At 75.8% G+C, this 20441-nt stretch carries 19 protein-coding genes and 1 tRNA gene; 8 read left to right on the forward strand and 12 right to left on the reverse strand.

Features of this window, described 5'->3' with window-relative positions:
• The first annotated feature begins 1 nt into the window (after position 1).
• Complete coding sequence (locus J4709_RS26205; RefSeq protein WP_232384080.1) at positions 2 to 1648, forward strand: long-chain fatty acid--CoA ligase; 1647 nt, start codon at positions 2 to 4, stop codon at positions 1646 to 1648.
• Between the two features lie 193 nt (positions 1649 to 1841).
• Here J4709_RS26205 and J4709_RS26210 read toward each other — a convergent pair whose 3' ends face one another.
• From J4709_RS26210 to J4709_RS26220, 3 genes are all read right to left on the reverse strand, one after another.
• Complete coding sequence (locus J4709_RS26210) at positions 1842 to 2507, reverse strand: TetR/AcrR family transcriptional regulator (protein WP_269757410.1); 666 nt, start codon at positions 2505 to 2507, stop codon at positions 1842 to 1844.
• Positions 2508 to 2709: 202 nt separating this feature from the next.
• Positions 2710 to 4416 (reverse strand): ankyrin repeat domain-containing protein, encoded by a 1707-nt coding sequence (locus tag J4709_RS26215; RefSeq protein ID WP_208244449.1) that lies wholly within the window; start codon positions 4414 to 4416, stop codon positions 2710 to 2712.
• 64 nt (positions 4417 to 4480) lie between these two features.
• Positions 4481 to 4555, reverse strand: a tRNA-OTHER gene (locus J4709_RS26220).
• Positions 4556 to 4679: 124 nt separating this feature from the next.
• Between J4709_RS26220 and J4709_RS26225 the strand changes: the two genes are divergently transcribed.
• The 4 genes from J4709_RS26225 (at position 4680) to J4709_RS26240 (ending at position 7477) form a co-directional block, all read left to right on the forward strand.
• Entirely contained in the window at positions 4680 to 5753 is a 1074-nt protein-coding gene (locus J4709_RS26225) for an MBL fold metallo-hydrolase (RefSeq protein WP_208244450.1), read from the forward strand.
• A 65-nt stretch (positions 5754 to 5818) separates the two neighbouring features.
• Positions 5819 to 6418 (forward strand): sulfite oxidase-like oxidoreductase, encoded by a 600-nt coding sequence (locus tag J4709_RS26230; RefSeq protein WP_208244451.1) that lies wholly within the window; start codon positions 5819 to 5821, stop codon positions 6416 to 6418.
• Positions 6388 to 7140, forward strand: coding sequence for a ferredoxin reductase (locus tag J4709_RS26235; RefSeq protein ID WP_208244452.1), 753 nt, complete (start codon positions 6388 to 6390; stop codon positions 7138 to 7140). Before J4709_RS26230 ends, J4709_RS26235 begins: the two co-directional genes overlap by 31 nt.
• Before the next feature lies 1 nt (position 7141).
• Positions 7142 to 7477 carry a DUF6510 family protein gene (locus J4709_RS26240; protein WP_232384081.1) on the forward strand — a complete coding sequence of 112 codons (336 nt, stop codon included), beginning with the start codon at positions 7142 to 7144 and terminating at the stop codon, positions 7475 to 7477.
• A 38-nt stretch (positions 7478 to 7515) separates the two neighbouring features.
• On the opposite strand, the gene J4709_RS26245 is transcribed toward J4709_RS26240, so the two are convergent.
• Positions 7516 to 8331, reverse strand: coding sequence for an SAM-dependent methyltransferase (locus J4709_RS26245; protein ID WP_208244453.1), 816 nt, complete (start codon positions 8329 to 8331; stop codon positions 7516 to 7518).
• A gap of 228 nt (positions 8332 to 8559) precedes the next feature.
• Between J4709_RS26245 and J4709_RS26250 the strand changes: the two genes are divergently transcribed.
• The 3 genes from J4709_RS26250 (at position 8560) to J4709_RS26260 (ending at position 12219) form a co-directional block, all read left to right on the forward strand.
• A complete protein-coding gene (locus tag J4709_RS26250; RefSeq protein ID WP_208244454.1) occupies positions 8560 to 10344 on the forward strand; it encodes a bifunctional phosphatase PAP2/O-acyltransferase family protein in 1785 nt (594 codons plus the stop codon).
• Positions 10344 to 11225 (forward strand): DMT family transporter, encoded by an 882-nt coding sequence (locus J4709_RS26255; RefSeq protein WP_208244455.1) that lies wholly within the window; start codon positions 10344 to 10346, stop codon positions 11223 to 11225. Before J4709_RS26250 ends, J4709_RS26255 begins: the two co-directional genes overlap by 1 nt.
• 94 nt (positions 11226 to 11319) lie before the next feature.
• Positions 11320 to 12219, forward strand: a complete 900-nt coding sequence (locus J4709_RS26260; protein ID WP_208244456.1) for an alpha/beta hydrolase — start codon at positions 11320 to 11322, stop codon at positions 12217 to 12219.
• 96 nt (positions 12220 to 12315) lie between these two features.
• On the opposite strand, the gene J4709_RS26265 is transcribed toward J4709_RS26260, so the two are convergent.
• The 8 genes from J4709_RS26265 to J4709_RS26300 all read right to left on the reverse strand — a co-directional run bounded on the left by J4709_RS26265 (position 12316) and on the right by J4709_RS26300 (position 20435).
• Positions 12316 to 13524, reverse strand: coding sequence for a PucR family transcriptional regulator (locus J4709_RS26265; protein WP_232384083.1), 1209 nt, complete (start codon positions 13522 to 13524; stop codon positions 12316 to 12318).
• 169 nt (positions 13525 to 13693) lie between these two features.
• The gene (locus J4709_RS26270) at positions 13694 to 15019 is read right to left on the reverse strand and encodes an acyltransferase family protein (RefSeq protein WP_208244457.1); all 1326 of its coding nucleotides are present in this window, start codon (positions 15017 to 15019) and stop codon (positions 13694 to 13696) included.
• 104 nt (positions 15020 to 15123) lie between these two features.
• On the reverse strand, positions 15124 to 15987 hold the full coding sequence (locus tag J4709_RS26275) for an SAM-dependent methyltransferase (RefSeq protein ID WP_208244458.1): 864 nt from the start codon (positions 15985 to 15987) through the stop codon (positions 15124 to 15126).
• A gap of 414 nt (positions 15988 to 16401) precedes the next feature.
• Positions 16402 to 17544 (reverse strand): amidase, encoded by a 1143-nt coding sequence (locus J4709_RS26280; RefSeq protein ID WP_208244459.1) that lies wholly within the window; start codon positions 17542 to 17544, stop codon positions 16402 to 16404.
• A 5-nt stretch (positions 17545 to 17549) separates the two neighbouring features.
• On the reverse strand, positions 17550 to 17858 hold the full coding sequence (locus J4709_RS26285) for an NIPSNAP family protein (RefSeq protein WP_208244460.1): 309 nt from the start codon (positions 17856 to 17858) through the stop codon (positions 17550 to 17552).
• Positions 17855 to 18139, reverse strand: coding sequence for an acyl carrier protein (locus J4709_RS26290; RefSeq protein ID WP_208244461.1), 285 nt, complete (start codon positions 18137 to 18139; stop codon positions 17855 to 17857). Before J4709_RS26290 ends, J4709_RS26285 begins: the two co-directional genes overlap by 4 nt.
• A 23-nt stretch (positions 18140 to 18162) precedes the next feature.
• Positions 18163 to 19446 (reverse strand): glutamate-5-semialdehyde dehydrogenase, encoded by a 1284-nt coding sequence (locus J4709_RS26295; protein WP_208244462.1) that lies wholly within the window; start codon positions 19444 to 19446, stop codon positions 18163 to 18165.
• Positions 19443 to 20435: a DMT family transporter gene (locus tag J4709_RS26300; RefSeq protein ID WP_208244463.1), complete on the reverse strand. Its 993-nt coding sequence runs from the start codon at positions 20433 to 20435 to the stop codon at positions 19443 to 19445. Before J4709_RS26300 ends, J4709_RS26295 begins: the two co-directional genes overlap by 4 nt.
• Positions 20436 to 20441: the final 6 nt, after the last annotated feature.

Consider the following 20441-nt stretch of genomic DNA (forward strand, 5'->3'; position numbering starts at 1 on the left):
CATGATCCCCAGCACCATGCAGGACTTCCCGCTCACGGTCGCCGCGATCCTGCGGCACGGCCGGCGCGTCTACGGGCGCAGCGAATGCGTCACCTGGACCGGCGGCGGCGAGCCCCGCCGCGCCACGTTCGCGCAGGTCGCCGACAACGCCGAACGCCTCGCCGCCGCGCTGCAGAAGCTCGGCGTCCGGCAGGGCGGCCGCGTGGCGACCTTCTGCTGGAACAACCAGGAGCACCTGGAGGCGTACTTCGCGGTGCCCGCCATGGGCGCCGTCCTGCACACCCTCAACATCCGGCTGTTCCCCGAGCAGCTCGCCCACATCATCAACCACGCCGACGACCAGGTGATCATCGTCGACGACAGCCTCGTCCCGCTGCTCGCGCGGGTCGTGGACGAGCTGCCCGCCGTCGAGGCGTTCGTCATCGTCGGCGACGGCGACGGCGCGCCGCTCGAGGCCAACCGCAACGGCGCCCCCGTCCTGCGCTACCACGACCTGCTCGCCGCCGAGGAGCCCGGCTACGAGTGGCCCGAGGTGGACGAGCGGTCCGCCGCGTCCATGTGCTACACTAGCGGCACCACCGGCGACCCCAAGGGCGTCGTCTACTCGCACCGCTCGACGTTCCTGCACGCCATGGCCGTGCAGTCGGCGTCGCTCGTCGGCATCACCGAGGCCGACCGGGTACTGACGATCGTCCCGATGTTCCACGTCAACGCCTGGGGCCTGCCCTACGGGGCGTTCCTGTCCGGTGCGACGCTGCACATGCCGGGCCCGTTCATGCAGCCGCAGCACCTCACCGAGTTCGTCGCCCGGGAGCGCAGCACGCTCGCGTCCGCCGTCCCCACTATCTGGCACGGCATCCTCACCTACGGCGAGCAGCACGAGCTGGACCTGTCGTCGCTGCGCGCCGGCACGTCCGGCGGCGCCGCCGCGCCCCGCTCGCTGCTGGAGGCGTTCGAGGAGCGGTACGGCCTGCGCATCATCCAGGGCTGGGGGATGACCGAGACCAGCCCGCTCGGCGGCATGGCGTTCCCGCCGCCCGAGGTGGAGCCCGGCACGCCCGAGGAGATGGACTGGCGGCTGAAGTCGGGCCGGGTCGCCGCCGGCGTCGAGATGCGCATCGTCGACGACGCGGGCCGCGAGCTGCCGTGGGACGGAGAGTCCGTCGGCGAGATCGAGGTCCGCGGCCCGTGGATCACCGGCTCCTACCACCGCAACCCGGCGCCGGAGAAGTTCGACGGCGGCTGGCTGCGCACCGGCGACATCGGCACGATCGACGACCGCGGCTTCTACCAGATCACCGACCGCGCCAAGGACGTCATCAAGTCGGGCGGCGAGTGGATCTCCTCGGTCGAGCTGGAGAACCACCTCATGGGCCACCCCGCCGTGGCGGAGGCCGCCGTCATCGGCATCCCCGACGCGCGCTGGGACGAGCGTCCGCTCGCCTGCGTCGTGCTCCGACCCGACGCCGCGGCGACCGCCGCCGAACTCGCCGACCACCTCGCCGCCCGCGTCGCCCGCTGGCAGGTCCCCGAGTACTGGACCTTCATGGACGAGATCCCGAAGACCACCGTCGGCAAGTTCGACAAGAAGCCCCTCCGAGCCCGCCACAAGAGCGAGGCCCTGAAAATAGAACGAATCGACCGCTGAAAAGCCCCTCCGGTAACCCAGCCGAACAACCGAACGGAAGGCCCGGCTGAACAACCGAGCGGAGGGCCGGACCTAAGCCCCCGTCACGGGCAGGCACGCGGAGCGAGTGCAGCGAGCGCAGCGGGCCTGCCCGACGATGAAGGGGGCGTTTCCCGCGGAGCGAGCGCAGCGAGCGGAGCGGGAAACGCCCCCTTCATCGCAACGGGGGTTCCAGGGGGTCGCCCCCCTGGGTCAACACAGGGTCGCCCCCCTGGGAAGGCACACCCAGTCCGTTCAGGAAAAGGTCGGCGTAGTGCTCGGCGATGGTGCGGGTCTTGAGGCGGCCGCCGGGGTGGTACCAGGCGCCGATCTGGTGCACGGTGCCGAAGAAGAAATGGACGGCGATATCGGCGGGGATCTGCGCGCGGAAGGCCCCTTCGCGCTGGCCTTCTTCAACGAGGTCGCGGAATCGCTCGTGGTAGCGGCGGCGTTCGGCGCGGACGGCCTCGCGGCGGTCGCGGGGGAGCAGGTGGGTGGAGCGGAAGAAGACGGTGAAGTCGTCGAGGTAGAGGAACGAGGTCTCCAGGACGTCGAGGGCGGCGGCGCGCAGCCGCTCCCCGGCGGCGCCGGGGCCGTCGGCGATCTGCTCGAGCCGGCGCATCTGCAGGCCGAGGAGCCGGTGGTAGATCTCGTAGAGCAGGTCGTCCTTGGAGCCGAAGTAGTGGTACATGGCGCCTTTGGTGACGCCGGCGGCGTTGACGATCTCCTGGACCGAGGTGCCTTCGAAGCCCTTTTCGGCGAACATGCGGGTGGCCACGGCGAGCAGCCGGTCGGGAAGTGGCACGTCGTCGGACAGCCGTCCCGCTGAGGTCTGCGTCAAGACTCCACCTCCGTCCGGGCCGGGCCCCGCGACCGCCGCGCCGCCCGTGATCAGCCGTCAGCCTACCGGGCGGGAACTCGCCGCGAGAACGGCGCCCGTCGAGGCGGGTGAACCCGCTTGTCGAGGCCGCCGCCCGCCGATTCTATCCCCAGGTGAATCCGACCGGTCGGTATGTACTAAATGGCGGCGCGGTGCGGCCGGTTCACCACTCGAGGTCCGGGTGCTCCTCCTCGATCCGCTTCGCCAGGAAGTCGAGGTCGGTGCGGCGCCAGTCGATCACGCGCGCCACGGTGATCTCGTCGTCGTCCTGCGCGTCGATCCGCGCCCCGGCGTCGAGCAGGGCCCGGACGAGCGCGGGCGAGCCCTCCTCGAACACCACCACGTGCAGCGGCGTCCGCCCGGCGCCGTCGCGGGCCTCCAGGTCCAGGACGGGCAGCAGCCGGGGGAGCAGCGCCTCCCAGTCCAGCTGCGGCAGCGCGTGCAGCAGGGTGCGGCCCCGCGCGTCCCGGACGCGCGGGTCGGCCCCGGCGTCCAGCAGCGCGAGCACGCCGGGGGTGTCGCCGTGCTGGACCCGGGCCAGCAGCTCGCGCCGCTGGGCGTCCAGCGCCTTCGGCAGCCGGCCGCCCTCCCGCCAGGCCCGCTCCGCCGCCTCGCAGCCGCCGACCGAGCCGCCGAGCGCGAGCAGCGCCCGCTCGCGCCGCCGCTCGCCCTCGTCGTGCGGCATGCCGAGCGCGCCGTCGCGGAAGGCGACCTCGTGCCATTCCCCGCGGCAGCGGATCCGCGCCGGCCCGGGGCGCCCGGGCCCGGGCGGCCCGCCGGGGCCGGTGAACGCGCGGGCCGGGGCGAGGGCATCGCGGACGAGCGGATGCAGCTCCTCGGCGGGCACGACGCCGTGCCGCAGCGCGTCGGCGTCCGGCGGCATGCGCCACGACGCGTCCGGAACCACGGGGAGGTCCTCGTCGAGGTCGTCGCGTCCGACCAGTTCCGCGCCGAGCCCTTCGCCGGCGCGCCGCAGGACGACGGCCACGTGCTGGGTCGCGGGGATCCAGTACTCGTCGCCGTGCCCGCGCTCCGACAGCCGCCGGACCTCGTCCGCGAGCCGCGCCGGGGCCAGCGGCAGCCGGGCGAGGACGTCGACGGTCTCGATCACCCCGCCGCCGAGGTACTCGTCGAGGTCGACGCCCGCCTCGTCGACGGTGATCCCGGCGGCGGCCATGGCGGCGCGCGCGTCACCGGACTCGTGCAGCAGGACCGCCCATTCGGCGTGCGCGGCCGGGTCGTCGCGCCCGGGGTCGGCGGACGGGAGTCGATCGGCCGGGCGGGGCGTGCCGTCCGGCTCGAGGAACGGTGCGCGCCGGGCGTCGCCGCCGCAGCGTTCCCGCAGCTCATCGGTGTGCCGGACGTCCCACAGGTGCCGCGCCGCGTCCCACCGGTGCGCGATGTTGTGCCAGAGCGTCAGGTAGGGCAGGTCGGTGTTCAGGTACGGCCACAGGTCCGTTACGGCGCCGAACCGGAGGGTGAGACGCTGCGGCCCGTGGACGAGCTGCCGAGGCGTCGTGACGTGCAGGGTGCGGCGCGGGTCGCCCGGGGTGGCGGACAGGACGAGCACCTGGTCGGGGGCCAGCGTCGTCCGCCCGCGGCCGACGCGCGGCGCGTGCCAGCGCAGCAGGTCGGGGGCGAAGTGGCGGAGGTCGTCCGCAAGGGCGGCGGCGACCTCGCGGCCGTGCTCGTCCGCGACCTCGGCGAGGTCGAAGGCGACGTCCATGTTCGCCGCCGCGCACGCCCCGAGCCAGTCGCCGGCGAGGCGCCGCTCGGAAGCCCGCTCGATCATCCAGCGGGGGACCGCGTAGCGGCGGATCCGCCGCAGCCGCGACGCCTCCTGCGGCGGGAACGCGCGTGTGTCGATCACCGTCACCGCGTCCCCCGTTCCCGCCCGCCGTGCCCCGCGGTCCGGCGCGGCACCGGGGCGGGGGTGGCAAGGCCGGTCGGATTCGAACCGACGTCCTCCAGCCCGCTGTAAGGCGCGACGACCTCTGCGCTACGGCCTTGCCGCGGCGTAGCCTATCGGGCCATCCGGACGTTCCGCCGCCGAATCAAGATCCTTCCTGCGGGGGGGCCGGGCCGCCCGTGGAATCATGATCCCGTCCGCGAGCGCCGGGAACGGGAGGGCCCATGTGCTACGAGCCGGTCGCCGACCCGGACGAGGTGGTGTTCGCCGCGCCGCGTCCCGACCCCGGACGCGAGACGCCCGACCGGGTGCGGCTCGAACCGGTCGACGCCGTCGTGCTGACGACGCTCATCGACAACCAGAGCGACCTGCTGCTCGCCGACCAGGGCCCGATGCGGCGCACCGGGATGCGGCACGCCGCCGCCGTCCCGCACCTGCCCGCCGGGATCCTGGACGTGGGGGAGTCCTACGACGTCCCGCTCGCCGAGCACGGGTTCTCGATGCTGGTCACGGTGACGCGCGACGGCCGCGACCACCATCTGCTGTTCGACGCGGGCATGACCCCGGACGGCCTGGTCGGCAACATGCGGCGGCTCGGCGTCGACCCCGCCGCGGTCGAGACGGTCGTGCTCAGCCACGGCCACGCCGACCACGTCACCGGCCTGGACGGGCTGATCCGCGCGGTCGGCGCCGCGAACACCCCGCTCGTCGTGCACCCCGGCGTCTGGACGGGCCGCCGGATGAACGTGCCCGGCGCCGAGCCGCTGCGGCTGGCCGCGCCGAGCCGGCGGGCCCTCGCCGGCGCCGGTTTCGAGATCGTCGAGCGGGCGCAGCCGTCGCTGCTGTTCGGCGGGTCCGTGCTGATCACCGGGGAGATCGACCGGGTCACGCCGTTCGAGCGCGGCATGCCCGCCTACCACGAGGCGCTCACGGGCGGCGGCTGGGCGCCCGACCCGCTCGTCCGCGACGACCAGGCGCTCGTGCTGAACGTCCGCGGGCGCGGCCTGGTCGTCCTCACCGGCTGCGGGCACGCGGGGATCGTCAACATCGTCCGGTACGCGCGCCGCCTCACCGGGGAGCCGCGGGTGGCGGCCGTCGTCGGCGGGTTCCACCTGAGCGGCCCGGCGTTCGAGCCGATCATCGAGCCGACCGTCGGCGCGCTCGCCGGCCTGGAGCCCGGCGTGGTCGTCCCGGCGCACTGTACCGGCTGGCGCGCCGCGCACGCCCTCGCGTCGCGGCTGCCGGACGCGTTCGTCCCGAACGCGGTCGGCTCCCGGCTGGAACTTCGCGCCGCCTAGGGATTGAACCGTCCTGACCGGGCAGGATGCCGGAGCACGGGCCGTCCGGACGAACAGGAGCGGGGATGGGCATCGTCTCGCCCGGATTCCACGGCAGGCGGCGGCAGGGGGACGTGAAGCTGCCGCCCGGCCAGTACCTCACCGAGGACTTCCCGGTGCTGTCGGCGGGGCCGACGCCCCGGGTCGGCACCGACGAGTGGGAGTTCGCCGTCACCACCGAGACGGGCGAGCGGCGCGGCTGGACGTGGCAGGAGTTCCTGGAGCTCCCGGCGGAGACCCCGACGGTCGACATCCACTGCGTGACCAAGTGGTCCAAGCTCGGCACGACCTGGACGGGCGTCTCCCTGGACACGCTCCTCGCCGACGTCGAGACCACCGCCGACTACGCGCTCGCCCGCTCCTACGGCGGCTACACCACCAACCTGCCGCTCCAGGACCTGCTGGACGGGCAGGCGTGGCTCGCCTACCGCTTCGGCGGCGAGGAGCTCGCCCCCGAGCACGGCGGCCCGGTGCGGCTGCTGGTACCGCATCTGTACTTCTGGAAGTCGGCGAAATGGATCCGCGGCCTCGACCTGCTCACCCAGGACGAGCCCGGCTTCTGGGAGACCGCCGGCTACCACGACTACGGGGACCCATGGCTGGAACAGCGGTACCAGGGGGACTGACCCGGCTGCGATGGCGGGTGGCGCGGCTCGCGGAGACCCGCGACGAGACGCCCACCGCGCGCACGCTCGTCCTGGACGTCCCCGGCTGGCCGGGCCACCTCGCGGGCCAGCACGTGGACGTCCGGCTCACCGCGGAGGACGGCTACAGCGCCCAGCGCAGCTACTCGCTCGCCGCCCCGGCGGCCGGCGCCCGCGTCGAGCTGACCGTGCAGAACGTCCCGGACGGCGAGGTCTCCCCATACCTGACCGGCGTCTTCGCGGCCGGCGACCCGGTGGAGGTCCGCGGTCCGGTGGGCGGCTGGTTCGTGTGGCGCCCGGACGACCCGGCGCCCGTCACGCTCGTCGCGGGCGGGGCCGGGGTGGCGCCGCTGATGGCGATGGTCCGGGCCCGGCGGGTCGCGGGATCGCGCGTCCCGTTCCGGCTGGTGTACTCCGTCCGGACACCGGAGGAGCGGTGGTACACCGGCGAACTGCGGCGCCCCGACCCGGGCGTCGAGGTCTTCCCGCTGTACACGCGCGCCGCGCCGGACGGCTGGGCGCGGCCGCCGGGCCGGCTGGCGAAGGACGACCTCGCCGCATGGGCGTGGCCGCCGGAGTTCGACCCGGCCTGCTTCGTGTGCGGGCCGACCGGGTTCGTGGAGGCGGCGGCCGACCTGCTGGTCGCCCTGGGGAACGACCCGCGCCGGATCAGGACCGAGCGCTTCGGACCGAGCGGAGGCTGACATGGCAGCGGAGGCGGGCGGCGGCGCGGGCACCGGCGGGGCGGTCGCGGGCGGTGAGGCCGTCGTCTACGAGGACACGGGCGCGTACCAGGACGGCAACGCGCTCGCCGGGCCGCTGAGCGAGGTGTTCGGCGTCGACGTCACCTTGGCGGCGGTGCGGTGCACCGAGTGCGGCCTGGCGGGACCGCTGCCGGGCCTGCGCGTCTACGCGCACGCCCCGGGCGCGGTCGCCCGGTGCCCCGGATGCGAGCACGTCGTCCTGCGGCTGGTCATCGGCGAGGGGACCGCCTGGCTCGACCTGCGCGGCACCGTCGGCCTCCGCGTCCCCCTCGCCTGACGCGCCTGACGCGCCCGACGCGTCCGGCCGGGCCGGGGCTACGGCTTGCGGGCGACGCCGCTGAACTCGTCGACGTCCTCCGAGCCCTCGGCCGACGGGTGCGGCCGCCAGCGGTTGCACGGGACCACGCCCGGCTCCAGCAGCTCGAGGCCGTCGAAGAAGCGGGTGATCTCCGCGCCGCTGCGCAGCGTCATCGCCGGCTTGACGCGCTCGTTGCGCATCCGGACGACCTCCTCGGTCGCCTCGCCGTGCACCTCGCTGGTGCTGTGCGCGATCACGAGGTGCCCGCCGGACGGCAGGGCGTCCTTCAGCGTCCGCACGATCGAGTACGCGGTGGGCGTGTCGTCCACGTAGATGAGGACGCCGAGCAGCATCACCGCGAACGGCCGGGAGAAGTCCAGCGTCCGCGCCGCCTCCGCGAGGATCCGCTCCGGGTCGTGCAGGTCGGCGTCGATATAGGCGGTGGCGCCCTCGGGGGTGCTGGTCAGCAGCGCGCGGGCGTGCGCCAGCACGAGCGGGTCGTTGTCGACGTACACGATCCGCGACCCGGGGGCGAGCGCCTGCGCGACCTGGTGGGTGTTGTCGGCCGTGGGCAGCCCGGTGCCGATGTCGAGGAACTGCCGGACGCCCTCCTCCAGCACCAGGTGCCGGACGGCCCGGCCGAGGAACTCCCGGTCCGCCCGGGCCAGCCGGACGATGCTCGGGTACTGCGCGGCCATCTGGTCCCCGACGCGGCGGTCGGCGGCGTAGTTGTCCTTGCCGCCGAGCCAGTGGTTCCAGATCCGCGGGGCGGCCGGCACGGTCGGATCGATCCCCTCCGGGGCGCTCTCCTCCGGCGGCGGGGTGTCGGTCACGGCTGCGGCCCTTCGCTCGGCGGGCGCGGTCCGCCCGGGGGCCTCCCAACGTAGATCATCGGTGTCCGGGCGGCCATCGAGTTCACCGAAATGTGCTGGTCGGTCCGGTCGTGTGGGTCTCCGCCGCGGAAAAGGCGGCGATCGGCCACCTTCTTCGCGGTCGTCGCGAGGGAACGTGGGGATGATGATCGGTGGGGGTGGTGCGATGGCCGAGGCGGGAGGCGCGGCGTGACCCGGTGCGAGGTGGCCCCGGCCGGTGCCCGCGAGGAGGGCCGCGGGCGCGCCGCCGCGGCGGCGCGCGAGATCGCCGGGGGGCTGGCCGTGCTGGCGGTGTACCTGGCGTTCACGCACGCGTTCGCCGGGTCGCGGGCCGTCAGCGACGCCCACGGCCGGTCGCTGCTGGCCCTGGAGCGCTGGGCGCACCTGGACGCCGGGCACCGGCTCAACGGCGTGCTGATCCGGCACCACTGGCTCGGCGCGCTGGCGGCGTGGGAGTACGCGACGACGTACGTCCTCGCCACGTTCGGGTTCCTCGGCTACCTGTGGTGGCGGCGGAGCCCCGTCTACCCGTGGGCCCGCAGCATGCTCATCTGGATCACGCTGATCGCGATCGCCTGCTTCGCGGCGTGGCCGTCGACGCCGCCGCGGCTGCTGCCCGGCGAGGGGTACACCGACATCATCGCGCTGCACCACCCGCCCGCCACCTGGGGGACCGGCGTGGTCTCGGCGGGCGCCGACCCGTACGCGGCGATGCCCAGCCTGCACATCGGCTGGGTGGCGTGGATCGGCGTCACCGCCGTCCGCGCGCGCTGCGGCGCCGCCGTCGCCTGGCTGTGCGCCCTGCACCTGGTCGTCACCGGCCTGGTGATCGTCGCGACGGCAGCGCACTACGTCGTGGACATCCCGGGCGGGCTGCTGCTCGTCCCGGCCGCGGCGGGCGCCGAGGCGCTGCGCGCCCGGCTCGTACGGGGCCGCCGCCCGGGGACCGGTCCGCCGGCGGACGCGGCGTCCGGGCCGTCGCGGCGCGCCGCGGCGGTCCTCGCGGGGCGCGCGGAGGCGCCGCGGGTGGTGGGAGCCGTCGCGGAGTTCACCGGGCCCGGCCCCGCCGCCGCGCGCGTGCGTGCGCTGCTGGCCGAACGGCTGCCGGACCTGCCGCACCTCACCCGCCGGCTCCGCGCGCCCGGCGCCCCGGGCCGGGCGCGCTGGGAGGACGCCGGCGAACCCGACCCGGCATGGCACGTCCGGGAGTCCGCGCTGCCTGCCCCTGGCGACCGCCGCGCTCGGGACGCCCTGGTCGCGCGGCTGATCGCCGAACCGTTCGCGCCCGGCCGCCCGCCGTGGCGCCTCCACCTCGTCCGCGGCGGCGGGACGGCCCCGGACGCCGTCGTCGTCCTGCTCGACCGCGCCCTCGCGGACGGCGGTCGCCCCCTCGACCTGCTGTGCGGCCTCCTCGACCCGGCGGGCGACACCGGCGGGCCCGGCCCGGCCGCCGTGCTGCCCGCGCCCGCGCCGCCCGCCATGGCGGCACCGCCGGCGGTCAACGGGGCGTCCGCGCCGCCGCACGGCTTCGGAACCGTCACCCTGCCGCTGGACCGGGTCCGCGAGGTCGCCCGCGCCGCCGGCATCCGGGTCGCCGATCTGCTGGCCGCGCTCGCCGGCGACGCCGCCGCGGAGGCCGCCGCGGAGCGGGACGCCGCACCGCCGGACGGCCGGTCGCCGCCCTCCTGCGCCGTCGTCGCGAACCTGCGGGGACCGTCCGGCCCGCTGCTGCTGGCCGGGGCGCCGCTCGGCGCCGTCCATCCGATCCTGCCGCCCGCCCGCGGCGTCCCGGTCGCGGTCGGCGTGCTGAGCCTGGACGGCGCCCTGCACGTGTCCGTGATCGCCGAGACCCTGGCGCCGCCCGGCGCGGACCGGCTCGCCGCCGGCCTGCCGCGGGCGTTCGAGGCCCTCGCGGCCGAGCTCGGCGTCGACGCCGGCCCGGGCCGCAGCGGCGCGCAGACCGGAACGCCTTGATGGCGTGGTCCGCCGCGTTCAGCGTGCTGGCGGCGCTGCTGTTCGCGGCGGCCGCCGCGCTGCAGTACCGCGCGGCCCGCCGCGCGGTGGGCGAGGGCAGGGGCCGGATCCCCGCCGTCCGGCTGATCGGGGCGCTGCTGCGCGACCCGGTGTGGCTGGCCGGCTGGGCCTCGAACCTGGCCGGGTTCATGAGCCAGGCCGCCGCGCTGCACCTCGGCTCCACCGCGCTCGTCCAGCCGCTGCTGGTCACCCAGCTGGTGTTCACGATCCTGCTCGGCGCCGCCGTGACGGGCCGCCGCCCGGCCCGCGGCGACCTGGTCGGCGGGATCGCCGTCACCGCCGGCCTCGCCGTGCTGTTCACCGTGCCCGGCGCGATCCCGCCGCAGGGCGAGCCGTCCCGGCCCCGGCTGATCCTCGCCGGCCTGGTCGCCCTCCCGTTCGTGCTGGCGCTGTCGCGCGCCGCCAACATCCGCCGCGGGACGGTCCGGGCCGTCCTGCTCGGCGTCTGCTCCGGCCTGATGTTCGCGGCGACCGCGGTACTCATCAAGCTCACCACCGCCGACCTCGTCGAGCGCGGCATCGCCGCGACGGCGCTGGACTGGCCCGGCTACGCGCTCGCCGGGTCCACGCTGCTCGGGCTCGTGCTGGAGCAGAAGGCGTTCGCCGCCGGGTCGCTGCCCGCGGCGATGACCGCGATGACGATGACCAACCCCGTCGCGTCCTACGTGCTGGCCGTCTTCGCGTTCCACACCGAGCCGCCGCGGTCGGCGTCGGCGTTCGCGGCGGTCGGGCTGAGCGTGGTGCTGCTCACCGCCGGGGTCACCGTCCTGTCGCACTCGCAGTCCGCGCCCGGCCGCGCCGACGAGCCCGCCGCCCCCTGACCACCGGTTTCCGGGCGCGGCGCGATTCGGTCGGAACCTTTGCGGGGTTGCGGAGATCCAACCGGGTGTCGCCCCCCTCCCGGAAGGACCTCCCGTGATCTCCAGACGCGCGCTGCTGCTCGGCGGCCTCGGCGGGCTCGGCGCCTTCGCGGCGGCGGGCGGGACCGGCTACGCCCTCGTCGAGCGCGACGTCCTGCCCGGCCGGGTCCGCCTCGACAAGGCGCTCGGCAGGTGCGGGGACGTGCCCGCGCCGCCCGCCGCGTCCACCACCGTCCAGCGGCTGACCTGGCACTCCGCGCACCGCCGCACCGACGTCACCGCGACCGTGGTGCTGCCCGCGGCGAACCGGTCCCCGCGCGGCCTGCCGGTCGCCGTGGCCCTGCACGGCAGCGGCGGGGACGGCGCGTCGGCCGTGCGGTCGCTCGCACTGGACCACTACCTCCCGGACGCGGTCGCGCGCGGCGGCGTCCCCCCGTTCCTGATCGCCGCCGTCGACGGCGGCCCCGACACCTACTGGCACGCCAGGGCGGACGGCGACGACCCCATCGGCATGATCGTCGACGAGCTGCTGCCGCGGCTGCGCCGGCAGGGCGCCCGCACCGACCGGGTCGGGGCCATCGGCTGGTCGATGGGCGGCTACGGCGCCCTCGTGCTGGCGCGCAGGCTGGGCGCGCGGCGCACGGCCGCCGTCGTCGCCTCGTCCCCGGCCCTGTTCGGCTCCTACGCCGACGCGCGCCGCACCAACGCGCGGTCCTTCGACGACGCGGCCGACTTCGCCCGCAACGACGTCTTCTCCGACCTCGACGCGCTGAAGGGCGTCCCGATCCGGGTCGACTGCGGCACGAGCGACCCGTTCGCGCCGATGGCCCGCAGGCTGCGCGGCAGGATCCACCCGGAGGGCTCGATGGGCGGCGGCTGCCACGACGGCGGCTTCTGGCGCCCCCGCCTCCCGGCGCAGCTCGCCTTCCTCGGCCACCGCCTCGCCGGACGCTAGCCGGGCGCGGCGCGGGTCAGCTTTGGGGGGTCGACCCCCAAACCCCCCGGCAAGAGCAAGCCTGACCGGCGCCTTCCGCTCCGCTCCAGGCGCCGGTCAGGCGGACTCCTCGGCGCGCCCGGACCGCACCAGCCAGCTCAGCATCAGCATCACGTCGAGCCGGCCGTCGAGGTCGGAGAACCGGCCGCCGGTCAGCTCCGCGATCCGCCGCAGCCGGTACCGGACGGTCTGCTCGTGGATGTGCAGCCGCTCCGCCGCCACCACGGCGTTGTCCCCGGACTCCAGGTAGGTCAGCAGCGTCTCGGCGAGCGGCTGCCGGCGCGCCGGCGCCAGGTCGAGCAGCGGGCCGAGCACGGCCCCGGCCGTCGCGCCGACCAGCTCCTCCGCCGCCAGCGTCGCCAGCGGGGCGATGTGGTCGACGCACCGGACCGGCGCGCCGGAGGGCAGCAACCCCCGCTCGACCAGCGTCAGCGCATGCCGCGCCCACCGCAGCGACACCGCGCCCTGCGTGAGCGGGACGGTCGGCCCGATCGCGGCGGTGCCGATCCGGCGCAGCGCCGGCCACAGCCGGTCCTGCCCGGGCCCCCCGGGGTCGGGGACGACCAGGAACGGGACGGGCGCGTCCCACGCGGCCAATACCGCGGGCGGCAGGATCCGCGCGCCCGCGGGCGCGCCGGAAGGCAGCGCGACGAGCCCGACGCTGCGCGGCGGGTCCCAGCGCGCCGCGACCGCCAGCTCGGTGATCGCCTCATGGCCCGGCGACGGCTCGGCGACCAGCGCGTCCCGCAGCCGCTCGCGGCGCTGCTCCCGCTCGGTCGCCAGCTGCCCCTGCTCGCGCGCGTACCCCTGCGCCGCCGCGTCGGCGACCCGCGCCACCAGCATGAACAGCGAGTCGGTCAGCCGGCCCAGCGTCTCGCGCGACCAGTCGAGCCGGTAGGCGTCCTTGATGAAGCGGCGGCAGGCGATCTGGCTGCTGACCCGCATCGCGGTCTGCAGCGCCTCCAGCCCGCGCCCCTGCCGCGCCTCCAGCTCGCCGAGGTGCATGTACAGCTCGGTCAGGTGCCGCGCGTCGGCGTCGGGGTGGTCGACCGAGTCGACGAAGAACGCGACCGTCTCGCTGACCGTCCGCTCGACCCGCAGGGCGTACTCGCCGTGCCCGCCGCCCGCGTACTCGGGCACCTGGTCGCGGATCTCCCGCTCCATCTCCTCGACGGCCGCCTGCAGGTGCTGGCGCAGCAGGTCGGGCAGCTCCGCGGGCATGGACCCTTGTGCCATCCGGTGTCCGTTCGGCAGGGGACTGACCATGGGGCCTCCCTCCGGGAGGGGTGAACCGGCCTCACCCTAGGCAAGAAAGTGATCGCTGTCACCATCCGGTGCACGCGCGGTGAAGGCGGGTGTCCGGACGGGAGGTCCGCCGGAATCCTCCCGTCATGGGTATCACGGGCCCCGGCGGCCCCGCCGGTCCCCCCGGCGGCTAGGGGACGGCGGGCTCGGGACGCGGCGCGGGCGGCTCCATCGGCGGCTCGGCCGGCGGCTCCGGGGCGCGGGCCGCCCGCCGCGACAGCCGGCGGCCGAGGCGCTGCGCGGGCCGCTCGACGTAGCGGTGCGCGAGGCCGGCGGCGACGAGGACGGCGGCGAGCAGCACGCCCTCCCAGGCCAGCCGCACCCACAGCGGCATCGCGTCGCGCTCCCCGGCGACTCGCCAGATCGTCTGGATGATCATCGGGTGCAGCAGGTAGACCGAGTAGCTGACGAGCCCGAGCCACATCAGCGCGCCCGGCATGCGGCGGTCGCGCAGGGCGAGGCCGCCGAGGAAGGTCAGCCACGCGGCGGCCACGCCGAGCGACCAGTCGACGCCGAGCGACTGCGCGTAGCCGGGCGAGGCCCAGGTGGGCGGCGGGCGCAGCCCCGCCAGCAGCGTCAGCACGGGGACGAGGGCGACCATCGCGGCGGCGGGCCGCGCGCGCAGCCGGCCGTCCTGGATGCCGCGCACCGCCGTCCCGGCGAACATGGTGGCGATGATGCACAGGCTCTCGATGCCGCCGATCCGGCTGTCCAGGACGAGCAGCGTCAGCGCGAGCGCCGCCACGATCGCGACGCCCGCGCGGCGCACCGCCGGACGCCCGCTGACCATCGCCGCGATCCCGGCCGCGAGGGCGAGCGCCGCGACCGCAGGGGTCGCGCCGGGCCACCGGGTGGCCAGCAGCCCGGACGGCAGCGAGACGCCGAGCATCGCGGCGGCCACGCCGAAGCCGAGCGAGACCCGCGCGCTCGCGCCCTTCACGCCCGCGATGAACATCGCGGTGATGAGGAGGTAGAACACCATCTCGTAGGACAGCGTCCAGAAGACGTTGACGACGTTGGGCACGCCGAGGAGGTCCTGCAGCATCGTCAGGTGCGCGAGCGCGGAGATCCACGGGCGGTCGCCGAGGCCGTCCGGCAGGCCCCACGACACGCCGGTGACGCCGAGCGCGAGCATGAGCCCGACGGACACGAACCAGGCGGGGTAGAGCCGGAAGAGCCGGCCGATCCAGAACGTGCGGACGCTGCCCCGCCGGACCAGCGAGAACGGCACGACGTAGCCGCTGATCAGGAAGAACAGGAAGACCCCGTACCGGCCGAAGTCGAACCACGGGCTCACGTTCCGGCGGACCTCGGGGAGCAGCACGTCAAGGGAATGCTCGAACACCACCACCAGTGCGGCCAGGCCCCGCAGGGCGTCGAGCCAGCCCATCCGGTGCGCCGTGGCCGCCGCCGCGCCGTTCGCCTTCGTTTCCGTGGTGAGAGTGTTCGTCGGCATCCGGGCCACCCTAGGGGCCGTTCCTCCATGCTCTCCACGGACCCCCTGAACATCACCTGAACACGGCGTGTCGCGGAGCGGTCGCAGAGACCGCCCCTTCCGGGCTAGGAGCGGACGCCGACGCCCGCGTACAGGACCGCCGCGCCGCGCGCCGGGAACGCGCCGCACGCCCGCCAGCTCCCGGCGGGCACGAGGCCGGGGGACAGCGGCGTGAACGGCCCGAACAGCCGCTCGATCTCGCCGACGCGGCGGGGCAGCAGCGGCCCCGCGCCCGCCGCCGCGTACCGCCGGGCCGCCTCGGCGACCGCCGCCGGCGCGTGGTCGGCGGTGGCGTGCGAGACCACCAGCGCGCTGCCCGGCGCGGCCGCGGCGCCCAGCGCGGCCACCGGGGCGCCCGGGTCCGCCAGGAAGTGCAGGACGGAGGAGAACACCAGCGCGACCGGCTCGGCCGGGTCGATCAGCCGCCGCACCTGCGGGGCGGCCAGGATCGCCGCCGGGTCGCGCAGGTCGGCCTGCAGGGCGGCGATGTTGCCGCCCTCGACCAGCAGGGCGCGGGCGTGCGCGATGACCAGCGGGTCGGCGTCGACGTAGACGACGCGGGTCCCGGCGGCGTGCCGCGCGGCGATCCGGTGCAGGTTGTCGGCGGCGGGCAGCCCGCAGCCGAGGTCGAGGAACTGCCGGATGCCGCGCTCGGCGCAGGCGCGGACCGCGCGGGCGAGGAACGCCCGGCCATCCCGCGCGGCGTCCGCGGCCTGCGGCAGGACGTCCAGCACCTGCCGGGCGAGGTCGCGGTCGGCGGCGTAGTTGTCCTTGCCGCCGAGGAGGTGGTCGTGCACGCGGGCGGAGGCGGGCCGGTGCAGGGCGAGCGGGGTCCGGACGGGCGGCGCGGCGGACGCACTCCCGGCCCGCCGTGCGGGCGCGGCGGCCGGGGAGGCGGTGCCGGAGCGGGCGGAGGTTCCGGTGCCCACGGCGTGGAGGCTCATGAGCGCGCCGTCCCGGTCTCGTGCCCGGACCGGACGGGAGCGGCGCGGCGGCGGGTGCGGGACGGCGGGCGGGACGTCGTCATGGGCGCTTCACCAATCGTGGAGTGGTTGCCCTATCGACGGTAGGCCGCGCGGGCGCCCGTGCGGCGGCGGCGCCGGCCGGTCCGGCCGAAACCCGCCGCGGGCATGGCCGCATCGGGTCAACCGCGTTTGGCGGTGATCTCGGCCTTCCGGCGGCGGGGCGACGGGCAGCAGGAACGCCGCGCGGCGCCGGAGCGTCACCGGGCGCCGCCCGCGCGTCGGCCGCCCTCCGGGAGATGGCCGCTTCCGGACATGACAGCGGCTTAACCGAAGGTGCGCCCGCCTGTCGGAGAGCGGTCGTGCCGGGGGCTTGCCGCCTCAGTCCCCGATCACCTGCTCGCACCAGGCGGCCGCCGCGATCAGCTCCGGCTCGGCGTTCTCGGCGGCGACGAGCTGGACGCCGAGGGGGAGGGGCCCGGCCGTGCCGGCGGGAAGCGCGAGCGAGGGCAGGCCGCACAGGGTCCACGGGATCTGAAGGCGGGAGTCTCCCGTCGTCGCTCGTGGCGGCGCGGGTTCGGGCACCGCCGGGACGAGGAGCGCGTCGAGGCCCTCCAGCAGGGCGCCGAGCCGTTCGGTGGCGTCCCGGCGGACGGCGTCGGCCTCCCGGCGGTCGCGCATCGGCGTGTTCAGGCCCCGCTCGATCAGTTCCCGGGCGCGCGGACCGTAACGGTCGGCGTGGTCGCGGTAGCGGCGGCGATGCAGGGACGCGCATTCGGCGAACGTGATGACGCGATGCGCGGCGTGCACGGCGGCGAGATCGACGCCGGTCGAGACGTCGTGCACGTCGGCGCCCGCAGCGGAGAACGCGCGGACCGCACCGGTGAGGCACGCGCGGACGGCGTCTCCGACCCGGTCGGTGAACGGGTCGCGCAGCACGCCGATCCGGGGCGCCGCCGCCCGCCCCGGCGGTGCGAAGCGGGCGGGGCGGTCGGCGATCGCGGCCGCCACGGCGGCGGCGTCCCCAACGCGCCGGGCGAGGACGCCGAACGTGTCGATGCTCGGCGCCACCGCCCGGCCGCCCGCGGTCGGCGCCCACCCCGCCGTCGGCTTCAGGCCGACGACGCCGTTGTAGGCGGCGGGCCGCACCACGTCGCCGGCGGTCTGGGTGTCCACGGTGGCGATGCAGCCGCCGGTCGCGACGGCGACCGCCGAACCCGCGCTCGACCCGCCCGGCGTGCGATCCGCGTCCCACGGGCTGACGGTCGGGGCCGGGTCGTTCAGCGCCCACTCGGTGCACCGCGTCTTGCCCGCGATCACGGCCCCGGCGCCGCGCAGCCGCGCGACGGCCGGGGCGTCCGCCGCGGCCGGATCGGGGGCGGTGAGCGGTGACCCGCACCGGGTGGGCATGCCCGCGACGTCGATGACGTCCTTGACGCCCAGCACGAACCCGGTCAGCGGGCCGTCCGCCGTCGCTGGCACCGGGCGGTCCGGCCGCCGGGCCCAGGCGTGCAGGGCGTCCATGATCCTCAGGCCCTCCGGAGGAAGGTCCGGGACTCCACGAGCACGCACCCGTTGGCGTCGGCCTCGGCCTTGGTCGCCTTGGCGTCCTCGTCGGCCGCGAGCCGCCCGCGGAACGCCTCGTACTCGGTGAGCGACTCGAAGTCCAGCAGCGCCATCGCCTGGTTGTTCGCACCGTCGCCCGGCAGGAAGTAGCCGACCAGCCGGCCGCCGCAGCGCTCGATGATCGGCGGCCAGGCGGCGGCGTAGCGGGCGAACTCCCCGGCCTTGCGCGGGTCGATGGTGTAGTCGATGCGGCAGGTCAGCACGGCGGTCACCGCCCCGCTGCCGCCGCGACGACCTCGACCATGTCGTCGACGGTGGTGAAGGTGCGGCCGTTGAACAGGTCGTCGGGCAGCTCGACGTCGAGCTCGTCCTCCAGCCGGACGAACATGCCGACGAATCCGAGCGAGCTGACGTTGAGCACGTCGCCCTTGAGCGGTTCGTCGCCGGCCAGCTCGGCCGGGTCCATGCTGAGCCGGGACTCGGCGATCAGCATCCGCTTCACGGCCGTGGCGACCTCGCCGGACGAGGGCGCGGTCTGGTCGTCGGTGGTCATGGCGGTGTCCTCCTTCGTGCGGTTCACGCCGCGGTGCGGAAGCGGGACGCGTTCGCCCCGTCGATGATCCAGGAATGGGTGTAGAGGCGGTCGAGCGTCACCGGGCCGCGGGCGTGCAGCCTGCCGGTGCTGATGGCCAGGGCGGCGCCCAGGCCCATCGCGGGCGCGTCGTTGAGGCGCAGCGACCCGTTGACCACGACGGCCGCCGCGTCCACCCGCCGGCAGAACTCCTCGGCGACCGCGTCGTCACCGGTGAGCACGCCTTCGGTGTGCCCCGACCCGTGGCGGCCGATGTGCGCGATCGCGGCCTGCGGACCGGAGACGGTGCGGACCGCGAGCGTCTGGTCGAGGTACTCGCGGCCGTCGTCGTGCGGCCCGAGCCGGGCCGGGTCCAGGTGGCCGGCGAGTCCGGCGGGGATGCGCGCCGCCACCTCGTCGGTGACGCGCAGGACCAGCCCTCCGGCGTCGGGGGCCTTCGCCGCCTCGGCGAGGGCCGCCAGGTAGGCGCCGGCCAGTTCCTCGTCCACCAGCACGGTTTCCAGCGCGGTGCAGGCCGCGGGATCGGGCAGCTTGCCGTCCAAGGTGAGGGCGGCGGCCGTGCGCGGGTCGGCGCTGCGGTGCACGTACAGGTGGTTGGCTCCGCCCCCGCCGGTGATCAACGGGATGCGGGACGCGGTCCGGCAGGTCTCGATGAGGCTCGGGCCGCCGCGCGGGATGATCACGTCGATCGCGTCGTCCCGCTTGAGCAGGGCGCGCAGCTGCTTGCGGTCGCCGCTGTCCAGGATGGTCACCAGCCCCTCGGGGAGGCCGGCGTCGGCGAGCGCGGCGCGCAGCACGCCGCCCACCGCCGCGTTGGTCTCGGCGACCTCCGAGCCGCCGCGCAGCAGCACGGCGTTGCCGGTCGCGGCGCACATGACGGCGCTGCGCAGGGTGATCTCGGCGCGCGCCTCGAAGACCATGAGGATCACGCCCAGCGGGCGCAGCACGCGGTGCGCGCGCACCTCGCCCATGCCCTGCACGCTCTCGCCGGCCTGTGCGGTGCGGGGGAGCGCCCGTTCGAGTCCGTCGAAGGCGGTGTCCAGGGCGTCGCGGTGGCGGTCCGCCAGCCGCAGCCGTTCGAGCATGGCCTCCGGCAGGCCCTTCTCGCGGGCCCGCTCGATGTCGCGGTCGCCGGCGCCGGTGAGTTCGGGCCAGTGGGCCGCCATGCGCTTGCGGGCCGCCTGGATGAACGAGGGGTAGGCGTCGTCGCCCACCGGGGGTGCGGCGCGTTGCGCCTCACGGGCGCGGCGCAGGATGTCGTCGGTCATCGGTTCGCGCTCCTGGCGTAGTGGCGGACGGGGACGTCGCGGGCTCGGCTCCGGGCCGGCTCCGCGGTGCGCGCCGCGTCCTCTTCATCTGTTGTGCGTTCCTCCTGGGTACGGCGTCCGCCGCGCAGCACGAGCACCACGCCGACGCCCGACACCGCCATCCCGGCGAAGACGCTCCACCCGACGCTCTGGCCGAGGATCGGGACGCCGAGCAGCGCCGTCACCGGCGGGACCAGGTACAGCAGGCTGGTCGCGGCGCCTCCGCCCCGCATCCGCAGCAGGATGAACAGGAGGGTGAAGCTGCCGATCGAGTTCACCGTCGCGAGCCAGACCAGCGAGCCGAGCGCGGGGAACGTCAGCGGGAGATGCATCCCGCCGTGCAGCAGGGCGAGCGGGATGGTGGTCACCATCGCGCCGAACAGCTGGACGGTGGTGCCGGTGCGCAGGTCCACCTTCAGGCCGGCGGCCTTCTGGTAGAGCGTGCCCGCCGCGAAGCCGGCCAGCGCCAGCGCGACGAGCGCGTACCCGGCGAGCTTCCCGCCGCCCGCGAGCTTCTCCGTGAGCGAGATGCCGACCCCGGCGAGGCCGAGCGCCAGCCCGAGCCACTGGGCCCCGGCCAGCCGCTCGCCGAACAGCGGGACCGCGGCGGCGCCGACCACCAGCGGGCACGCGCTGAGGATCAGCGACGACAGCCCCGCCGGGACGCCCATGCCGAGCGCCAGGTAGAGCGTGGCGAACTGGACCGTCTGCAGCAGGATCCCGATCGCCAGCAGATGCAGATAGGTGCGCGGTGCGGACGGCCAGGGCGCGCGGGTCGCCAGCGAGATCGTCGCGAGCACGGCGAAGGCGATGACGAACCGCCACGCCAGCAGGCCCAGCGGCGGCCCGGCGTGCGCGCCGATCGAGCCGACCAGGTAGCCGCTGCTCCAGATCAGCACGAAGACGACCGGGAGCGCGAGGCCGGCCGCGGATCGGATCTTGGCGGTCACTGCTCC

The sequence above is a fragment of the Actinomadura violacea genome, assembly GCF_017573465.1.
Taxonomy (GTDB): domain Bacteria; phylum Actinomycetota; class Actinomycetes; order Streptosporangiales; family Streptosporangiaceae; genus Spirillospora; species Spirillospora violacea.

Excerpts from the sequence above, each read along its gene's own strand:
- J4709_RS26205 (WP_232384080.1), top strand. The coding sequence starts at position 2 with ATGATCCCCAGCACCATGCAGGACTTCCCGCTCACGGTCGCCGCGATC.
- J4709_RS26225 (WP_208244450.1), top strand. The coding sequence starts at position 4,680 with ATGTGCTACGAGCCGGTCGCCGACCCGGACGAGGTGGTGTTCGCCGCG.
- J4709_RS26230 (WP_208244451.1), top strand. The coding sequence starts at position 5,819 with ATGGGCATCGTCTCGCCCGGATTCCACGGCAGGCGGCGGCAGGGGGAC.
- J4709_RS26235 (WP_208244452.1), top strand. The coding sequence starts at position 6,388 with ATGGCTGGAACAGCGGTACCAGGGGGACTGACCCGGCTGCGATGGCGG.
- J4709_RS26240 (WP_232384081.1), top strand. The coding sequence starts at position 7,142 with ATGGCAGCGGAGGCGGGCGGCGGCGCGGGCACCGGCGGGGCGGTCGCG.
- J4709_RS26255 (WP_208244455.1), top strand. The coding sequence starts at position 10,344 with ATGGCGTGGTCCGCCGCGTTCAGCGTGCTGGCGGCGCTGCTGTTCGCG.
- J4709_RS26265 (WP_232384083.1), bottom strand. The coding sequence starts at position 13,524 with ATGGTCAGTCCCCTGCCGAACGGACACCGGATGGCACAAGGGTCCATG.
- J4709_RS26270 (WP_208244457.1), bottom strand. The coding sequence starts at position 15,019 with ATGCCGACGAACACTCTCACCACGGAAACGAAGGCGAACGGCGCGGCG.
- J4709_RS26280 (WP_208244459.1), bottom strand. The coding sequence starts at position 17,544 with ATGGACGCCCTGCACGCCTGGGCCCGGCGGCCGGACCGCCCGGTGCCA.
- J4709_RS26290 (WP_208244461.1), bottom strand. The coding sequence starts at position 18,139 with ATGACCACCGACGACCAGACCGCGCCCTCGTCCGGCGAGGTCGCCACG.
- J4709_RS26295 (WP_208244462.1), bottom strand. The coding sequence starts at position 19,446 with ATGACCGACGACATCCTGCGCCGCGCCCGTGAGGCGCAACGCGCCGCA.